Source organism: Sphingomonas sp. Leaf231, from assembly GCF_001421995.1.
Taxonomy (GTDB): Bacteria; Pseudomonadota; Alphaproteobacteria; order Sphingomonadales; family Sphingomonadaceae; genus Sphingomonas.
The window spans coordinates 884,860-903,393 of record NZ_LMLS01000002.1; the positions used below are offsets into that span (position 1 = coordinate 884,860).

The 18,534-nt window shown below is 64.5% G+C and carries 13 protein-coding genes; 8 read left to right on the forward strand and 5 right to left on the reverse strand.

The window, feature by feature from the left end; translation table 11 throughout:
* Positions 1-37 precede the first annotated feature (37 nt).
* Complete coding sequence (locus tag ASE95_RS10445; RefSeq protein ID WP_056635324.1) at positions 38-1,585, reverse strand: family 43 glycosylhydrolase; 1,548 nt, start codon at positions 1,583-1,585, stop codon at positions 38-40.
* Between the two features lie 482 nt (positions 1,586-2,067).
* Positions 2,068-4,971, reverse strand: a complete 2,904-nt coding sequence (locus ASE95_RS10450) for a TonB-dependent receptor (RefSeq protein WP_082450049.1) — start codon at positions 4,969-4,971, stop codon at positions 2,068-2,070.
* 246 nt (positions 4,972-5,217) lie between these two features.
* On the opposite strand from ASE95_RS10450, the gene ASE95_RS10455 reads away from it, so the two are divergent.
* The 3 genes from ASE95_RS10455 (at position 5,218) to ASE95_RS10465 (ending at position 8,437) form a co-directional block, all read left to right on the forward strand.
* Positions 5,218-6,177, forward strand: coding sequence for a hypothetical protein (locus ASE95_RS10455; protein WP_056635330.1), 960 nt, complete (start codon positions 5,218-5,220; stop codon positions 6,175-6,177).
* A gap of 41 nt (positions 6,178-6,218) precedes the next feature.
* Positions 6,219-7,268, forward strand: a complete 1,050-nt coding sequence (locus ASE95_RS10460; protein ID WP_162234677.1) for a ferritin-like domain-containing protein — start codon at positions 6,219-6,221, stop codon at positions 7,266-7,268.
* A gap of 254 nt (positions 7,269-7,522) precedes the next feature.
* Positions 7,523-8,437 (forward strand): glycoside hydrolase, encoded by a 915-nt coding sequence (locus ASE95_RS10465; RefSeq protein ID WP_235528265.1) that lies wholly within the window; start codon positions 7,523-7,525, stop codon positions 8,435-8,437.
* A gap of 357 nt (positions 8,438-8,794) precedes the next feature.
* Here ASE95_RS10465 and ASE95_RS10470 read toward each other — a convergent pair whose 3' ends face one another.
* On the reverse strand, positions 8,795-8,983 hold the full coding sequence (locus ASE95_RS10470; protein WP_056635336.1) for a hypothetical protein: 189 nt from the start codon (positions 8,981-8,983) through the stop codon (positions 8,795-8,797).
* A gap of 294 nt (positions 8,984-9,277) precedes the next feature.
* Between ASE95_RS10470 and ASE95_RS10475 the strand changes: the two genes are divergently transcribed.
* The 4 genes from ASE95_RS10475 (at position 9,278) to ASE95_RS10490 (ending at position 12,252) form a co-directional block, all read left to right on the forward strand.
* On the forward strand, positions 9,278-9,925 hold the full coding sequence (locus tag ASE95_RS10475) for a PepSY-associated TM helix domain-containing protein (RefSeq protein ID WP_056636229.1): 648 nt from the start codon (positions 9,278-9,280) through the stop codon (positions 9,923-9,925).
* 10 nt (positions 9,926-9,935) lie between these two features.
* Positions 9,936-10,418, forward strand: coding sequence for a DUF2271 domain-containing protein (locus ASE95_RS10480; protein WP_056635341.1), 483 nt, complete (start codon positions 9,936-9,938; stop codon positions 10,416-10,418).
* Positions 10,419-10,438: 20 nt separating this feature from the next.
* Positions 10,439-11,284 (forward strand): DUF4198 domain-containing protein, encoded by an 846-nt coding sequence (locus ASE95_RS10485; RefSeq protein ID WP_056635344.1) that lies wholly within the window; start codon positions 10,439-10,441, stop codon positions 11,282-11,284.
* A 98-nt stretch (positions 11,285-11,382) separates the two neighbouring features.
* Entirely contained in the window at positions 11,383-12,252 is an 870-nt protein-coding gene (locus tag ASE95_RS10490) for an FAD:protein FMN transferase (RefSeq protein WP_082450092.1), read from the forward strand.
* 5 nt (positions 12,253-12,257) lie between these two features.
* Here the strand turns inward: ASE95_RS10490 and ASE95_RS10495 are convergent, their stop codons facing one another.
* Both ASE95_RS10495 and ASE95_RS10500 read right to left on the reverse strand, forming a co-directional pair.
* Positions 12,258-13,604 (reverse strand): gluconate:H+ symporter, encoded by a 1,347-nt coding sequence (locus ASE95_RS10495; protein WP_056636233.1) that lies wholly within the window; start codon positions 13,602-13,604, stop codon positions 12,258-12,260.
* Positions 13,605-13,800: 196 nt separating this feature from the next.
* Complete coding sequence (locus ASE95_RS10500) at positions 13,801-15,396, reverse strand: sodium:solute symporter family transporter (RefSeq protein ID WP_056636235.1); 1,596 nt, start codon at positions 15,394-15,396, stop codon at positions 13,801-13,803.
* 254 nt (positions 15,397-15,650) lie between these two features.
* Between ASE95_RS10500 and ASE95_RS10505 the strand changes: the two genes are divergently transcribed.
* Positions 15,651-18,515, forward strand: coding sequence for a TonB-dependent receptor (locus ASE95_RS10505; RefSeq protein WP_056635347.1), 2,865 nt, complete (start codon positions 15,651-15,653; stop codon positions 18,513-18,515).
* Positions 18,516-18,534 lie beyond the last annotated feature (19 nt).

Below are 18,534 nucleotides of genomic sequence, written 5' to 3' on the forward strand. Positions count from 1 at the left end.
TCGACCTAACCCTCTGCCCGGCGGCGGAGGGAGCCATTCAACCGCACGCCGCCACCGTTTCGGCTGCCAGCCCCTTCGGAACCGCCGCGCGCGGCGCCAGCGCCTCCCATTCCTGCACTGCCAGCCCCGCATGTCTCGTGCCCGCACCCGAGGCGTCGAGCACCGCGCGCAGGCAGCGCGTCGCGATCGCCGGGAAGCGCAACGTCTGCCACGTGCCGGGCGCGGTGCCGTAGCTACTGACGCCGCGCACCGGTTTCCACCTGCCGTCCCAATATTCCAGTCGCCACCGCGCCGGTGGTGCAACGCCCTCGGTCGAGCCGGCCGGGTGATCGGCCCAGAACTGGATGCGGCTGCCGTCCAGCGTCACCGGCTGGGACCAGCGATATTCGATCCATTGCTGCGGCGGGTTCTGCGGCGACCAGCTTCCCCACAGGTCGGGCGGCAGGGGCGCGTCCTTCACCATGCCGTCGTTCAGCGCCTTCATCCAGTATTGAACCGGGACCGGCTCGTTCGAGGCATGCGCCTGTGCGGCAGCGGCGATGTTCCGCGTCGGGGCAGGGGACGCGACCGGGCGGCGCGTCGGCGTCACGGGGCGGATCGCGGCGGGGAAGACGCCGTCGTCCCATTCCATCCGATCGATCGCCACGCTGCGGCGAAAATGCCCGCCACCGACCGCGTCGGCAGTGTGATAGGCGAGATACCACTGTCCCCTGAATTCGACCGCGCCGGCATGGCTGGTGGTCGAGCTGACCGGTTTCAGCACCGTGCCGCGCCACGTCCACGGGCCCAGCGGGGACGAGGCGGTGCCATAGGCGATGCACGCATGGTAAAGCGCCGGGGTACAAGGCGAATCCGGCCCGGCATTGTTGCCGGCGTACAGCATGTAATAGGTGCCGCGCCGCTTCATCAGCCACGGCGCCTCGAAGAAGCCGGTCAGTTTGTCGACCGACACCGGTCGCCCCTTCAGCGTCACCATGTCGCGCGCCAGCTCGACGCCGCGTAGCTGCCCGAACGTCCCCCAGTACATGTACACGCGCCCGTCGCCGTCGATCAGTACGGTCGGGTCGATGTTCTGGATGTCGTTGCGTACCGGCATCAGTTGTGACGCGATCGGGCCGGCGGGATGCGCGTCGCGCCACGGGCCGGTGATACGGTCGGCCACCGCAACGCCGATCGCGAACCGGTCCTGCGCCGCGCTGACGCGCTGGAGCACGGGGGCGTAAAGGTAGAAGCGACGGTCGGGCCCCTTCACGATCTGTCCGGCATAGGCGCGGCCCGGCTCGGCCCAGGGGAACACCGCCTCCGGCTTCGCGATCGCGGGATGGTGTCGCCATCGACCTGACGCAGGATCCTGCGTCGACAGCAGCTGCCATTCATTCATGATGAAATCGTTGACGCCCGCTGGTGCCTCGTCGCGGCCAGCGAGTATCCACAGCGTGTCGCCGTTGACCACGGGCGCGGGGTCCGTCGAATAATATCGCCCGTCGGCCAGGATGGGGTTGCCCGGTGCGGTCACCGGCGACCGGTCCTGCGCCAGCACGATCGCGGGCAGGGCAGCCATCATGGCGGCGCGGATCGGCTTCATTTCACGTCTCCCTTGGCGCCGAGCAAGCGCGCGCCGAACGCCGGCCTGGCGGTCTGCCCCTCGTGCGGCACGACGCGCGCCGTAATGGCGCCGTTCGGTCCAGCCCTCCGGACGGCGTCGATGCCGGTATTCTCCGGCTCAACCTCCGCGCGTTCCCGGGTTCGCGGTTCATCGTTACCGTACGCTTTCGAACATACTCTCACCGATGTCGCCAAGCGCTGGCGGCAAGCTCTGGCACGACTTGGCAACCCTTGTTCGATCCGGAGCCGATGCTGAAAATGCCGCTGTTCGGCTCCATGCAACGAGCCAATCGACCATGACGGGCGGCGTTGTCGGCGACGTAGCCGCGCCGAGATCATGTTTGGCAACCTCAAAAACTGGCGCCCCATGACATCCCGCTACGATCCCTGTCGGGATATTCTTCTACGCCGTTACGATCGCCGCCGTCATATTCTGGCAAATCCGCGAATTCAAACTTCGCGTCAGAATCGTGCGGTTATACGGGCACTATACTGCCGCGAAAAATAGCGAATATCGCGCGGAAGATCACGGGACCCATAATACCACTGAACGCCATTTCGCGTGAGGTTATTTGCCTGGAGCGCGATAGACAGGTTCTTGTTGATGTCATACCCGATCTGTGAATCCAGTCTTTCTATAGGGTCCTGATACTGGTTCGCATAAGGATTGTCCTTGCTTCTCTCTATTTGTTGGCGAGACTGCCAGTTGTAAGCGACCCTTATGTTCAAGCCATTACGTTCGTAAAATCCCTGCACATTGTATACATACTTGGAAACGAACAAGTACGGTCCATAAATGAACGATTCTCTGTTATTTTTGTCAAACGTCGGGTAGGCCTGACGGGTGATGTTGATTGTACCATTCACGTCGACGCCGAACGACTGCAATATACCTGGCAAGAATGAAAAGAAGGTAGAGGCGCGACCTTCGATGCCCCTAAACTTGCCTCGTCCCAAATTGCGCGGGCGCTCAGCCTGTACAGGCACGCCGTCCAGCTTTCCGATAAACTCAGGCCTAATCCTGTTTGCGATCAGTCCATCCTGATTCCACTGCCATGCCGCCAGGCTGACCACCCCGGTGCGCCCGAAATACCATTCCAACGAAGCATCGTACTTGCTCGACTCGATCGGACCCAGATTGGGGTTGCCTCCTGATGCTGTCGGAGCGCCACGATCTTCCAGATTGAGCGCAATGCGTGGGCTCAACTGTAACAGGTCCGGTCGCCCGATGTCGCGCGTATAAGCAAGGCGCAGCTGCATCTTGTCGGTGAAATGGACAACGGCGTTAAGGCTCGGCATCACATCGAGGTAGTTGCCGTCTGCGGTTGCCGGAGTCGTTTGTTCGACAATGCGGGTGATGCCGTTCTCGAGGACATTCTCGCGCGTGCTGCCAAATGCCTTCAACTGGTTCAGAGTGTTGACGGCGCGTACTCCGAGTACGCCCTCGATCGGGAAGCCCAGCTTGATATTGTAGTGCAGCATGCCGTAGACGGCATAGCTCTTTTCCCCGCCACCGTAAAATTCATTGGTCGGATATCGTGGTTTCAGGCTGGTCAGACCAGGATCAACATGGGAAACCAGCGATAGGAATGTCGGGAGTGCTTTGGCGAAGGACGACGCGTCGCCCATTAGCCAGCTTGCGTTGGCGGCAGCGTTGCTGCCGGCGAACCCGCGCTTGACCTGCGACAGCTTGTAGCCGGGTAGTGCGCTCATCGGAACGCGGAGATCGCCGAAGGTCCGATAGGCGTCGTTGCGCTCAATGGTGCGATTTGCGTACCGGACGCCGAATTTGAAATGATCGATAAATTGTGAAAACGTGTTGAGTTTAAGATCGGCCTTGAATTCGGTTTCCTTGCTGTAGCCGTAGTACCTTCCTTGGGTGAATCCATCGACATACCGATAGTTTTTTCGGTCGAGAAGATCTACGCCCTTAAAGGAAACGTCGGGTCCGCCCTTTGGATCTTTATCCGTATTGAACGTTACGTCGAATTTCGGAGCCTGGTTATAGCGGACCCAATGGTATAGATTGCTGTTCTCGTCATTGGAGCGCGTGTAGTTCATCCATGCGGTAGTTTCAAACCTATCGCTCTTGTAATCCACTTCAAATCTGGCGTTGTAATCTCGTGTCTCGCCCGGCCGGTATTGTCGACCCGGTCCGAACGGCATCGTTCCGTCCACCGACGTGGACTTAACCGTCCTGCCGTCGGCAGAAAGCACGATATTGCTCAATCTTTGCTGTGGATCAAACAACGGGATGTTGAAGTCGCTGTCCACGTATGTCCCGCGAGTATTATTGAACCCACCTTCAGCGATGAAGCGCCAGTGGTCGTCCGGGCGCCATTCTGACGAAATCTGTAATCCGGTACGACGGGTGGAGCCATCCTGCGTCGTGAAGCCGACAGTACCCGGCATGAAGATGTCTGCGGGCGTCGCGGTGGGCTCGATGATTTGTCGATTGTCGGTTGGGCGCCCCGGAAAGCCGTTCCACCGGGTCGATTCGTTGTACAGGAACTTTGAAAACGTGCCGGTGACCAAGAAACCCATTTGCCCAAGCGCAGTTTCTCCGTTGTAGCCTACGATCGCCGTGGCCGTCGGATTGAACGTACGGACCTGATCCGCGTAATCGTAATTCAGTGAGAAGATGTAGGTCGGCCCCTGCTTGAAGTCAGTCGGCCGGCGCAGGCTGACGTTGACGACTCCCGTCTGACTGCCTTCGATCTGGTCTGGCGTACGTGTCTTGAACACCTCGATCGACCCGATCAGATCGGACGAGATGTTATTGAGCGCCGCGCCCCGGCCCTCACCGGTCATGCTCTGCGATCCATTGACCGTCGTCATGACGCCGCTCAGGCCACGGATCTTTACCTCGGCGCCCTCGCCCCGGGTGCGGGTAATCTGGATGCCGGGAACGCGCGACAGGGCTTCTGTCACGTTCCGATCCGGTAGTTTGCCGACGTCCTGCGCCAGGATGACATCGACGATCTGGCTGGCGCGCCGCTTGGCGTTGCGCGCCGACGCGGCGCTCTCCTTGATGCCCACAACGACGATATCGCCAGTCAGGCGACCGCTTTCGTTGGACACGCGAGGTCCCTCGTCACCCTTGCCATTCTGCCGGACGGCCGCCTTCGCAGGTACTGGCTTGCCGGTCAGCAATCGCTGCGCCCCGGCGGTGGCGCCGCGCTCTTTCGGGGTCGCCGCACGGGCTTCGTCGATTTCGATCGTTGCCTGTTGCGGGCTTTCTGTGGCGGCCTGCGCCGGTGGGTTCCCCGGCTGCGGATCGACCGTCTGCGCCGTGCAGGGGATTGTCGACGCCATGGTGATGGCAAACAAACCGGATCCACCAAAAAGAAATGATCTCAACATCATGTCGCCCCCCTAACTTACCAACTTTATCATCTGAGCGTAGCTTGTTACGTCACCAGACTAGCTTAGAAGGTTCCTCATACATCAACAAAAGACTTGCTTCAACGTATACGTTGTACGATTATCGTAATTACGGTTCGTAATGAGGGCATTTGAAATAAAGCAAAAATGCGGACTTATGCCTGCGGATATTTGCCAAGTGCCGAGAATCTTTATGATTCCGGTCATCGTTAAGAAAGGGAGTGGAGCATGGAGGAATCGACGCTAGCACCAACGGTGACGTCCGTTTCCGATCACAAAAGCCGCCGGTTGTTGCTGGCGAGCCTGGTTGGAAGCGTATTAGCTGCGGGTGCGTCCAAGCCGGCATCGGCGCAGATCGCGGCGGGGGTGGATATCGATCCGCTCCAGGTGCTGACGAACATGTTCTACACAAGCGTCAACTACTCACAGACCGGATTTTATGCCGACGAAAAAGGTGGACGTCAGTTGGGGGTGGAACTGATTCGGTCGGGCGAACTGACCGGACAGCCGGTCACCCGCGCGACCGGCGCACGGCCGACGCCGATCGACACAGAAAGCGTTCGGGCGCGCGTCAACGAGATTATCGATGAGTGCTTTTGGCGATTGGTGGTTTCGCGCCGGTTTCTGCGGGCCGAGGCGCCGGGGCAGAAGGCGGTCGATCTGTCGCCGCAGGCATTTACCGCAATGTTTCGGGCGGCGGGTGCGATTGAAGCCGACCAGACTTTTGATCCCTATGAGAACGAAGGTAATTTCGTACTCGGCCTGTTCGCGCTGACGGACTTCTACCCAATGGCTGTCCACGGCATGGCACCGTTGATCACGAACGAGATCGCGCGGGCGTGGCTGGGCGGGTTTGCGGCCGGTGTCGGCAACAACACGGCCAATCTACGGGCCTTGATCGTCGATATGTCCGTTGATCGACCTGAATTGATCGAAATGGCGGACCAGATAGCGCTGTGGCACGATCAGGTCGCGGGCCTGCGCGGACCGGACCGACGCATCTGGCCGGGCGGCGCGCAGACCGGGGATGTGGCGAATCTGTGCCCGCTCGATGCCGACGGCCTGGTCGGCACGATGACGCCGCAGCAGGTCTTCAACATCCTCTTCATGTCGTCCACGGCCACGACCAAGGGCGGCTTCTTCCCGGATGGCGTGAATGGCAACATCAAGACCAGTGCTGCCCGATGAGCAGCGGTGATCGACAGGCAGGAAATCGGGGGGAGCTTGAAATGAGGGGCACTTCAAACAATACGGCACCGATGGTGCATGGCGACCGGCGCCGCTTCATGCGGCTGGCCGGTGGAACCGCGGCAATGGCTGCGGGCCTCCAGCTGTTGTCAGCGTGCGACGATGACGTGCAGGGTTCAGAGGCGGTTCCGGTCGCGAATGCGCCCACCCCGGCGGCGACGGTGGCGGCCTATACGCCCACCGACGCCGATCGACTGAACTTCGTCCTCCAGCTTCACTATCTGTTGGGTTCCTATCTTCAGGCAGCGGTCAACGGCACGACATTGCCCGCGGCACTGACGGGGGGCAGCGGCACCGCCGGTACGGTCACGGGCGGCCGTCGGGTGGCCCTTTCCGACCCGCTTCTGCTTTCGCAGCTGCAGGAGATCGTAACGGACACAGTCGCGCAATTGGGTTATCTGCGCCGTATCCTCAGCGGCGGCGCCACCGCCATGCCAGCGATCGACATAACCGGCGGTCAGGGCGGCCCCTTTCAGGCGATCACCGTCGCGTTTCGTGGGCCTAACGCAGCGCCGACGCCGGCATCTACCGGTGTACCCGTCTTCTTTGATCCCTACGCCTCCCCGGTCGATTTCCTGTTGGGTTCGATCGCCCTCAGCGGGGTCCTGGTCAGTGCGATCGCCGATATAGTCCGCTCGATCGGCGCGGCGTTCCTACCCGGGATCGTAGCCCTGGCATCGGCCGCGGGCGCGCGCGATGCCGTGTTGCGGGCAGCCCTGTTCAAGTTGGCGTCGGCAGAAATGGAGCTTGCCGAGGGTGAGCGGGGTAAGCCGACCATCTTCGATCGCTCCGGGTTCATGAGCGATGCGCGCGATTCCTATGACAGCGATCGCAATCAGGACGAGGGTATCGGCGATAACAAATACGCCAATATCCTGTCGGCAGACGAAGACCGCAATGCCTTGCGACGTACACCCGAGCAGGCTCTCGCCGTGGTCTATGCCTCGGCCAGTCCGAAGACCAGCGGCGCATTCTTTCCCAACGGGGTCAACGGACCGGTTCGTACCAGCGGTTCAAACGTCTTGTCCTGAGACAACGGGCCTGCACGTACGCATGCCGCCACGCATGCGTGCAGGCACTGCGGCAAGGTGTCGTGAAGCTGTATCCGGTGCGTTGCCGCTACCGTGATGATCCGTTCGGAGCGGAAGAAATACGATGATGAATTACCAGGGACATCACAGTTGTTCGGCGGGGCGGGCATCGTTGCGGAGTTGCGCCGTGTCGAACATCGACCCATCTCGCAGGTGTGGGTCACCCGCCGCGTCGCCGCCGGGCCGAGGGGCCGATGCGTAGCAACACTCTTCGCGCGCTTCGCTTCCTCGTCGTGGCACTGGCACTCGGGCCGATCGCCGCGGCCATCCCGGCGCGTGGCGAAGGCTATGTCGCACAGGCGGTCGGTCCACCACCGGCAAGGCTGAAGCTCGATCCGTTCTATAAACGGTACGTCGATGCGGCGGGGTTGCCGGTCGTCTCCTCAGCGGCCGTGCCGGACGCGGCCCTGCTGACGGCACGCGACATCGCCGTGGCGATGCTGATCGAGCGCCCCGACCTGCGCCGCGCGATGATCGCGCGCGGCTTTCGCGTCGCGATCATGGGACAGGACGAAGGCACCGTCGATCTGCCCGAACAGCGCGACTGGAAGAAGCCAGCACGCGACGACCCGCGGCTGACAGCGTGCGAGCGCAAGCTGTACGACCAGCGGATCGGCCGGCAAAGCGATGCGCAATATTGGAACGACCGCGCGCGGGGCATGGGCGGCGATCTGACCAGCGCCGCGACCGAGAACCTGCTGGGGCTGCCGGGCACACGGTATTTCGGCGAGAACATCTTCGTGCACGAATTCTCGCACGCCATCCTTGAGGCGGTTCGCACCGCCGATCCGGCGCTCTATGCGCGCGTCGATCGTGCCTATGTGTCGGCGATGGCGGCCAATCTGTGGAAGGGCGAATATGGCGCCACCTCCGTCGACGAATATTGGGCAGAGGGGACGCAGACCTGGTTCAACTCCAACCGGCTGACTGTGCTCGATGGGCGGCGGATCCTGAACGACGCCGATCTGTCGGGCTATGACGTGGCGCTCTTCAACGTACTGTCGGAGGTATATGGCGAGCGACATCGCTTGCCGGGCGACGTGTTTTACAGGCACCCGGCGCGCGTTCCGCCCGGAGCGCCGCCGGTGTCGACCGCCGAGGTGTGCTGAGCGTCACCGGCGGACAAGTTGCATCGTTAAGAGGCCAGGCGTTTGGTCCCGAGCTTCGATGACGCGTCATCGGCGCAAGCCTGGACGGATGCACCATGCAACAGGGTCTACACGGCAGCGCCTGGACGACGGAAGCAGTCCGTCGAGCGATACAGCATAGCCGAGAAAGCCTGAGGGCGCTGACCAGGTGCCGGTACGAATATGTCTGGTTCGACGGCACGCAGCGGCCGCACGCGCCGGCCGATCCGCGCAGCGTCTTCGGCGCGGCGCGGGCGCGCTTCTGACGACGCATGCGGAGAAGGAGATGACCCGACGGACCGAGCATCCGAACATCCACCTTCTCCTCGCCGCCACCGGTCAGAAGCGGAACCGCACCCCCGCCGACAACAGGCTGGCTCCCCAACGCACGTCGCGCGGCTCGACGCTGACGACCTGCGGGAGCGAATCGATGAAGCCCTCGATCTCGCGATAGAGCCGGGGCGCGACATCGCGGTGACCGGGCTGGCGCCAATCCGACTGGTCGGGCGCTTTCGCCGGATCTGACATGCTTCACGCTCGATCTCGACGCGCTCGGCCGGACGATGGCCCGCGAATTGGTCGCGATTCTCGCGGCGAGAGACAACACCGGCGCAAATCGCTTCAACGGCGATGATAGACTCGATGATGCATGAGAACGTCTCGCAATAGCATTGACAAGCATGTACTTGGCTCATATTCGCTCGACGAGATGCGGACCCGAAGATCGACTTTCCCGATGACGTCACGCGCCGCAGCCACTGCGTCGCGGGCGGTCGATCGTCTCTCGGACCGCCGCGAATGGTCGCCCCGGCGTTTCGACCGGTGACAGCGCCAGCCCAGGCCACAGCGCGCAAGCCGCAGAGGCGGCGCTGGCGCTCGTGGTGGCTCAAGCAGCTGCATACGTGGCATTGGGTCAGCGCTGCCGTATCGCTGGTCGCGATGCTGCTGTTCGCGGTGACCGGCATCACGCTCAATCACGCCGGCAGTATCGCCGCCTCGCCGACGGTGGCCGATCGTTCCGGAACACTGCCGCGCGTGCTGCTTCCGCAACTTGCCGGCGTGCGTGGCGCTGATGCGCCGTTACCGCGCGCGGTGGCCGACGCGGTAGCGAAAGCGGTGAAGGTCGATCCCGCCGGCCACGCGGTCGAATGGTCCGATGCGGAAGCCTATGTCGCCCTGCCACGCCCCGGCGGCGACGCATGGGTCAGCATCGACCGGGCCACCGGGGCGATCAAGGCGGAGATCACCGATCGCGGCTGGATCTCGTACCTCAATGACCTGCACAAGGGCCGCAACGCCGGGGCGGCGTGGTTCTGGTTCATCGATGTATTCGCCGTCGCCTGCATCCTGTTCACCCTGACCGGGCTGCTGCTGCTCCAGCTTCACGCGCGGCATCGGCCATCGACGTGGCCGGTCGTCGCGCTGGGTCTCGCCGCACCCGTCATCATCGCCCTCTTCCTGATCCACTGAGAGGTTTCCCATGCGCCTATCCCGCCTTGCTCTGGTCGCCGGCGTACTCACCGCACCCGCCGCGGCCGACGCCGGCACCATCAAGGTCACCGTGCCGCAGCTGTCCGTCGCCGAATACCATCGCCCGTACGTTGCAGTGTGGCTGGAGCCGGTCGGCGGCGGCGCGGCCCGGACGCTGGCGCTCTGGTACGACGTCCGGAAAGGCCGCGCGGAGCCGGGCACGAAGTGGCTGGCGGACCTGCGGACGTGGTGGCGCAAGGGGGGGCGCAGCCTGAACCTGCCGGCCGACGGCGTGAGCGGCGCTACCCGCGCGCCGGGGGTGCATACCATCGCGCTGCCTGCCGACGTGAAGCCGGGCGCCTACGTCCTCAACGTCGAGGCGGCGCGCGAAACCGGCGGGCGGGAACTGGTGCAGGTCCCGCTCACCGTGCCCGGCGCGGCGCGCGCCAGCGGCAGCCACGAACTCGGCCCCGTCGCCGTCACCACCCGCTGATCGCCCCGGAGAACCACGCGATGCTCACCCGTAACCGCCTGCTCGTCGCCGCCGCGCTGCTCGCCTTGCCTGCCGCGGTGTCTGCACACCGCATGTGGCTGCTGCCGTCCGGCACGGTCTTTTCCAATACCGACGGCTGGGTCACCGTCGACAATGCGGTGTCGAACGACCTGTTCTACGCCGATCACCAGCCGGGTCGACTGGAGAACGTGAAGGTCTGGCAGCCCGATGGCACCCCGGGCGCGGTGCAGAACGGCAGCACCGGCCGCTATCGGTCGGTCTTCGACGTTCGGCTGGACAAGCCCGGCACATGGAAGATCGGCAGCGAGATGTCGGGCGTCATGGGCAGTTTCAAGGTCGATGGCGTGGAGAAGCGGGTCGGGGGCCGCGGCGGGCCGCCGCCGGCCGTGGGCGGGCAGCGCCAGCCACCGCTGACCGTGGCCGATATTCCCGGGAACGCGACCGACGTGCAGTTGACGCAGACGTCGGCACGCAACGAGATCTTCGTCACCGCGGGCGAACCGACGCGGATCGTGCTGAAGCCGACCGGTACCGGGCTGGAGTTCGATCCGGTCACCCATCCCGACGAATTGGTCGCCGGTGAGCCCGCGCGCTTTCGCTTTCTGGTCGATGGCCGGCCGGCACCGGGCCTGAAGGTGACGGTCGTCCCCGGCGGCAAGCGCTACCGCGATGCGGAGGGTGCGCGCGAGCTGACGACGGGCGCGGACGGCGTGGTCGCGGTCGAATGGCCGACGGCGGGGATGTACTGGCTGAACGCGACCGCGACCGACGCCAAGGCAACCGTCCCGCGCGCGACGCAGCGGCGGATGAGCTACACGACGACGCTGGAGGTAATGACGCCCTGACCGGCGTTCCACGGATCGCACTGCCTGCCGCGATCGATCCCGCCGCATTCGCCGGCATCGACCGGGCCGCGCCCGTTACCGTGCTCGAAGGCGAGACGATGGGAACGACGTGGCGCGTACGCTGCGCCGGGCGAGTGTCGGCGGAGGCAACGACCGCCGCGATCGAGTCGCGGCTCGCCGATCTCGTCGCGCAACTGAGCCATTGGGCACCGGAATCGGCATTGTGCCGCTTCAACGCTGCCGCGGCGGGGACGTGGCACGTTCTTCCCCCCGATCTCGCCCGCGTCGTCGATCTTGCGCTGTCACTCGCCCAGCAAAGCGACGGCGCGTTCGATCCGGCGATCGGGGCGCTGGTCGATCTGTGGGGTTTCGGCCCGCCCGGACCGCGTCCGGTACCGGACGCCGGGGAGATAGCGGCGACGCGTGCCGGCGGCGGCTGGCGGCGGCTGGCGTGGCGACCGCGGCAACGCTCGTTGTTCCAGCCCGGTGGCGTCCGGCTCGACCTGTCGGGGATCGCCAAGGGCTATGCCGTGGATGCGCTCGGCGATCTGCTCGCCGCAACAGGGTCGCGGCATTACCTCGTCGAGATCGGCGGAGAGTTCGTCGGGCGCGGCGTCCGCCCCGATGGCGATCCGTGGTGGGTGGATCTTGAGGTGCCACCCGGCATCATCCTGCCGCCGTTGCGCGTCGCCCTGCATGGTATCGCGGTCGCCACCTCGGGCAGCTACGTCCGCGGCGCGCACAATCTCGACCCGCGCACCGGGCGACCGCCCACGAACGGGATCGTCGCCGCCAGCGTGATCGCGCCGACCGCGGCGCTGGCCGACGCCCTCGCGTCGATCGTGCTGGTCGCCTATCCCAACGACGCCGTGACGCGCGCCTATCCGGTGCGACTCGTCACCGCATCGTCGCCGGCCGGCGGCGAGGTGCTCTCCCCACCGCTGCTTGCCATGCTGGCCGATCCCTGAACGGGCTAGACGACCGCGCTCAGCGCGAGGGTGAACACCAGTCCGAAGACGCCGACCAGCGTCTCCATGACCGACCACGACCGGAACGTCTCGCCCAGGGTCAGCCCGAAATATTCCTTGAACATCCAGAATCCGGAATCGTTGACGTGGCTGCACATCAGGCTGCCCGCGCCGATCGCCAGCACCATCAACGACGGGTCCACACCGCTTGCCGCCATCATCGGCTGGACGATACCAGCTGCGGTCAGCCCCGCGACGGTCGCCGATCCCAAAGCGATGCGGATCACCATCGCGATGCCCCAGCCGAGCACCAGTGGCGGTACGTCGAGGCCGCCCAGCCATGATGCGAGCGCCGCCGCGGCCCCGCCGTCCACAAACACCTGTTTCAGCGCGCCGGCACCCGCGACGATCAGCAGGATGCCCGCGATGTCCCGGACCGCGTCGGCGCACCCGGCGGACAGCGCGGCACGGTCACGGCCCTGCGCAACACCCAGCACGACGATCGCCAGCAGCAGCGCGACGAGCATGACGACGTTGGCGTCCCCGACGATCGCCGCGACCGACAACGCGGCTTCGGACATCCCCGCCGTTGACGTCACCAGCGTCGCCAACGCAAGCATGGCGACCGGGGTCAGCGCCACCGCGAAGCTGACCAGCGTGCCGGGCAGCCGTCGTTCGGGCACCTCGACGGCGGGGATCGCGGCGGCGTCCGGAACCGGGGTCGCGGGAACGATCGGCACCGGACGGGCGGCCACGCGCTTCAGCGTTTGCGCGAACAACGGCCCGGCGATCAGCAGGGTGGGGATGCCGACGATCAGGCCGTACAGCAACGTCCGGCCCATATCGGCGCCGAATTGCCCGACGAGCGCAGTGGGAGAGGGGTGGGGCGGAAGGAAACCGTGGGCGATCGACAGCCCCGACAGCATCGGAATGGCAAGGTAGATGGTCGGCAGGCCCGAACGCTGCACCACCGAGAAGATCAGCGGCACCATCAACACGAAGCCGACGTTATAGAACAACGGAATACCGACCAGAAATCCCGCCGCCGCCAGCGCGACCGTGATCCACCGCCGCCCTGCGATCCCGATCAGCGTGTCCGCGATCCGTTGCGCCGCGCCGCTGTCGGCAACGATGCGGCCGAACATCGCCCCAAGGCACAGGATGGCGGTCAGCGAACCCAGCATGTCGCCGATCCCGCGGGTGATGCTGCCGGTGATGACCGCCGGCGGGCTACCCAGCAGCAGCGCCGCCGCGATCGCCGACAGCAGGAAGGCGACGAACGGATGAAGCTTGGCCACGGTAATCAGCAGAATCAGCAACCCGACCGCGACGAACACCGCCAGCAGCGTCAACGGCCGGCCTCCGTCGCGCACAGCAGGCGCGCAATTGTCGAACAGGTCGGCCGGCGATGTGCCCGCGTCGCGATGGCCGGCCGGGCAGGCCGGTGCTGATCGAAGGTCATGTCGGCGAAAATCCAATGTTCGATGATGCTTGGCGGCAGGCTCGCCGGTTCGACCGTCCTCGGTCAATCCGAAAAGCGCGCCGCGCTCACCACCATGTCGCGTATAGCGCGATCAGGATCAGGACGAGGCCCAGGCTGGCGGCATTGAACCCCGTACTGGTGCGAAAGTCGATGCCCTGCACCGTGACTCGATTGGCGTCGGCTCGCGAACGCACCAGCAGCGACAAGGCGATCGCCAGCGCCAGGCTGAGCAGGAAGACGAGGCTCATGCGATTGAGGAACGGCAGGTCGGGCAACGCGGCGCGCAACACATAGGACAGCACCACCGATCCCACCGCCGCGCCGATCGCGCCCGCTTCGTTGGCGCGTTTCCAAAACAGCCCCAGCAGGAAGATCACCGTGATGCCGGGCGTGAAGAAGCCGGAGAATTCCTGGATGAACTGGAACGCCTGATCCGACTGGCCGATCAGCGGCCGGGCGGTCAGCATCGCGATGACGATCGATACGCAGGCCGCGATCCGGCCGACCAGCACCAGCTTGCGCTCGTGCGCGGGGTCGGCGCGGCCATCTTCCGCGGCGGTGGGCTGGCGATGACGCTTCGCATAGAGATCGAGCGTGAAGATCGTGGCGATCGCGTTGATCTTCGATGCGGTCGACGCGATGATCGCCGCGATCAGCGCTGCGAACACCAGCCCGAGCAGGCCTGGCGGCAACAGCCGCAGCATCGCCGGATATGCCTGATCGGGCTTGGCAAGGTCCGGCGCCAGCACGACGGCCGCGATCCCCGGAACGACGATCACCAGCGGCATCAGCAATTTCAGGAACGCCGCGAATACGATGCCCTTCTGCGCTTCCGGCAGGCTCTTGGCGGCAAGTGCGCGCTGGATGATATATTGGTTGAATCCCCAATAGCTCAGGTTGGCGATCCACATGCCGCCGACCAGCACCGCCAGCCCTGGCAGTTCCTTGTAATGCGGGTTGTCCGGCGACAGGATCATGTCGAAATGCCCGGGCACGCGGCGTGTCAGCTCCACGAAGCCGCCGACGATTCCGGCTTCGCCGCCGATGGTGCGCAGCGTCAGCGCGGAAACCAGCAATCCGCCCAGCACCAGCAGCGTCACTTGCACGATATCGGTCAGCGCCACCGCCTTCAGCCCGCCCCGCAACTGGTACAGCACCGCGAAGGCGCCCAGCCCGACCAGCGCGACGTTCTGGTCGATCCCCGCCACCTGATTGACCGCGATGGAGCCGAGCCAGATGATCGAGGTCAGATTCACGAAGATGTACAGCGCCAGCCAGAACACCGCCATGATCGTGCGGATCGACCCGCCGTACCGCTGCTCCAGGAACTGCGGCATCGTGTAGATGCGATTGTGAAGGAAGATCGGCAGGAAGAACTTGCCGACGATCAGCAGCGTCGCCCCCGCCATCCATTCGTATGACGCGATCGCCAGCCCGATCGCATAGCCTGATCCCGCCATGCCCACGATCTGTTCGGCGGAGATGTTGGCGGCGATCAACGATGCGCCGACCGCCCACCACGGCAGCGATTTGGACGCCAGGAAATAGTCCGACGTATCCTTGCTCTCGCCGGGTTTGTCGCGGCTGACCCATTGCGCCAGCGCGAAGATGCCGATCGCATAACCGATGACCACGACCAGATCGATCGTCTGCAACGTCATGCCCGTCCTCCCCCGCGACCGCCCGTGCGGTTCGTCCTGCGACGATGTGTAGGCGAGAGCGGTCGCGGCTGTCAGCCGAAATGCGCGATCGCCTGCGAACCCGCGCCAGCGCATGCGGCACGCTGCAGGCTTTTCATCCCGACGTCGTCGAGATCGTTAATAAAGCATTGATATTACAATAAGGATCGGTTTAGCAGAGTGAATAATGCAAAACCGTAGCGGTATTTGCGCGGTCAACGGGAGAGGAACGGGTCATGCGAACGTCGCTGAAAGTGTGTCTGCTGCTGGGCAGCGTGATCGCGGGCAGCCCGGTGCTGGCGCAGGCCGCTGCGCCGGCCGGATCGGTGCAGGATGGCGGTGCGGCGACCCCGCGGGAGCCAACCGCGACCAGCGCAGAGGTCGGGCAGGACGATGGCAGTGCCGGCGCGGCCGGTCAGGACATCGTCGTCACCGGTATCCGCAGCAGTCTGGCGACATCCGCCCGGATCAAGCGTGATGCGCAGCAGATCGTCGACACGATCTCCGCCGAGGACGTCGGCAAGTTCCCCGACGCCAATATCGCCGAGTCGCTCCAGCGCATCACCGGCGTCGCGATCGACCGTTCGGGCGGCGAGGGGCAGTTCATCACCGTCCGCGGGCTGGGGCCGGAGTTCAACACCGTGCTGGTCAACGGCCGCGTCATGGCGACCGACAATCCAGGGCGCGAATTTTCGTTCGATACGCTGTCGTCGAACATGATCCAGCGCACCGACGTGTTCAAGTCGAGCGTGCCGGAGTTGCAGGAAGGCGGCATCGGCGCGACCGTGAACATCATCACCGCCCGGCCTCTCGACGGGAAGAAGGGCTTCAACTTCGCGGCGTCGGCCGGCGCGATCTACGACTCGCTCCGTGACAAGGTCGGGCCGGATACGTCCGCGGTCGCTTCCTGGACCAACGACAGCAAGACGTTCGGCGCGGTCGTGTCCGGGTCGTACACCGATCGGTACAGCCAGCTCGATTTCATCCAGACCGAAGGCTGGCTGTTCGGCCCGCAACAGATCGTTGCCGGCTCCCCTGACCAGACCGGCTTGCCGGCCAGCGCGGTTACCACCAGCGGTCCGATCCACACGCCGCAGAACGTGCAGTTCAACCGCTTTCAGGAACGCCGCCGTCGCATCAACGTCGCGGGCGCGGTACAGGCGCAGTTGACCGAGAACCTGCTGCTGACCGTCGACGGCATCTATTCAAAGTTCGACGTCTTCACCGACCGCAACTACTTCGTCACCTTCTTCGCCCAGCCGTTCATCGGCTTGCAGACCGATGCCAATAACACCGTCACCAACTTCAACCGTTTCGGGCTGGACTTCCTTGCCGCCAACCCGGCGATCGCGGCGGGCGGCTACCCGGCCGGGGTGGTCGACAACATCACCGGCCCGACCAACCGGCTGACGCAGACCTATCAGGTCGGCGGCAACCTGAAATGGAATCCGACGGAGGACATCGAGATGCGGCTCGATGTGTCGCGTACCCGCGCGACGCTGCGCACGCCGGGGCAGTTCGTCGTGGTCGGCGCGCGGACGAAGACGGCGCCGGCCTTCGACCTGAACAAGGGCGGCGACGTGCCGATCGTCTCCAACCTGGGCAACATCACCGATCCCGCGATCGCCACCGCGCATTATCTCGACGTGTCGAACGGCAGCGCGCGCGACGACGGGCAGGAATATCACTTCGACACCACCTACAAGGTACAGGACAGTGTGCTGCGGGCGGTCAACATCGGGTTTGGCTACACCGATCGGCAGAAGCAGCGTTTCTCGCGTAACAACCAGGACGGGCAGTGCGCCTATTGCGGCTATGAGCTGCCGATCGATCCGTCGCTGATCCAGGCGTACAAGCTCGACAATTTCCTGTCCGGCGCGTCGGGGGCGGATGCGGCACCCAAGCAGTTCTTCACCTACGATCCCAATGCGATCATCGCGTACCTCTCCGATCCCGCGCGGTTGGCGCAGGCGCGGGGCGGTCGCACGCCGCAGCAACAGGCGGAGGAGGCGGCACGGTTGCTCGCGCTGCCCGGCGGGCCGTTCGGCGTACGTGAAAACCTGAACAGCCGCCTCGACGTGACGGAGCGGGTGCTGGCCGGATATATGTCGATGAACTTCGGCGGCGAACGGTGGAGCGGCAATGCCGGCGTGCGCGTCGTGCGGACGCAGACGGTATCGCGCGGGTTCGAGCTGCCGGTGCTGGCGATCCGCCAGACGCCGGGCGACGACACGCTGCAATATACGTTTGGCACCGCGAGCCCGGTCACCGTGCGCAACAGCTACGTCAACGCGCTGCCCTCGGCCAACATCAAGTACAACGTCACCGACAAGTTCGTCGCCCGCGCCGCCTTCTCGCAGACGGTGACGCGGCCCACGCTTACCGACCTCGGCGTCGACAACAGCTTCGGCGGGCGTGTGTCGGTGCCGTTGTCGAGCGGCGGCAACCCGACGCTCAGCCCGTTCCGGTCGACCAATTACGACGTGTCGCTGGAATGGTATCTGTCCTCGGTCAGCTATCTGAGCGTGGGCGGCTTCTACAAAAGCCTCAGCGACTTCCTCGAACTCCAGACGCTGCCGGTAGCGCGTTTCGACCGCGTATTCCAGGACACCCGGACCCGTAACGGGCAGACCGGCAATATCCGGGGCATCGAGGTCGGCGGCCAATATGCGCTCGACTGGGCGCCCGGCGCCCTGTCCGGCCTGGGTGTCACCGGCAATTACACCTATGTCGCCAGCAAGGCCGAGCGCGATCAGGCGCTGAGCGATTACGAATGCGGCTATAACGGACTGTCTCCGCATTCGGCCAACGGCAGCGTGTTCTACGAGAAATACGGCATTTCGGCGCGCGGCTCGTACAATTGGCGCTCCGAATATCTGCGCGCCTGCCGTTCGGATCAGGGGCGGCCGCGCAATCGCTCCAGCTACGGCCAGTTCGACTTCAACGTCGGTTATGACATCACGCCGAACTTCCAGATCTATGTGCAGGGCGTGAACGTCACCAATCAGCGTGTCCACGACTGGTCCGCGATCGAGGATCGCTTCCTGCTGTTGCAGGACACGGGCGCACGCTACAATTTCGGTATCCGCGCCAAGCTGTAACGGTCACTCTGTTCCAGCC

Bases quoted from the DNA above. Each gene is read 5' to 3' on its own strand.
- ASE95_RS10500 (WP_056636235.1), bottom strand. From the start codon at position 15,396: ATGACGTTGCAGACGATCGATCTGGTCGTGGTCATCGGTTATGCGATC.
- ASE95_RS10465 (WP_235528265.1), top strand. From the start codon at position 7,523: ATGCGTAGCAACACTCTTCGCGCGCTTCGCTTCCTCGTCGTGGCACTG.
- ASE95_RS10490 (WP_082450092.1), top strand. From the start codon at position 11,383: ATGGGAACGACGTGGCGCGTACGCTGCGCCGGGCGAGTGTCGGCGGAG.
- ASE95_RS10480 (WP_056635341.1), top strand. From the start codon at position 9,936: ATGCGCCTATCCCGCCTTGCTCTGGTCGCCGGCGTACTCACCGCACCC.
- ASE95_RS10445 (WP_056635324.1), bottom strand. From the start codon at position 1,585: ATGAAGCCGATCCGCGCCGCCATGATGGCTGCCCTGCCCGCGATCGTG.
- ASE95_RS10460 (WP_162234677.1), top strand. From the start codon at position 6,219: ATGAGGGGCACTTCAAACAATACGGCACCGATGGTGCATGGCGACCGG.
- ASE95_RS10455 (WP_056635330.1), top strand. From the start codon at position 5,218: ATGGAGGAATCGACGCTAGCACCAACGGTGACGTCCGTTTCCGATCAC.
- ASE95_RS10505 (WP_056635347.1), top strand. From the start codon at position 15,651: ATGCGAACGTCGCTGAAAGTGTGTCTGCTGCTGGGCAGCGTGATCGCG.
- ASE95_RS10450 (WP_082450049.1), bottom strand. From the start codon at position 4,971: ATGATGTTGAGATCATTTCTTTTTGGTGGATCCGGTTTGTTTGCCATC.
- ASE95_RS10485 (WP_056635344.1), top strand. From the start codon at position 10,439: ATGCTCACCCGTAACCGCCTGCTCGTCGCCGCCGCGCTGCTCGCCTTG.
- ASE95_RS10470 (WP_056635336.1), bottom strand. From the start codon at position 8,983: ATGTCAGATCCGGCGAAAGCGCCCGACCAGTCGGATTGGCGCCAGCCC.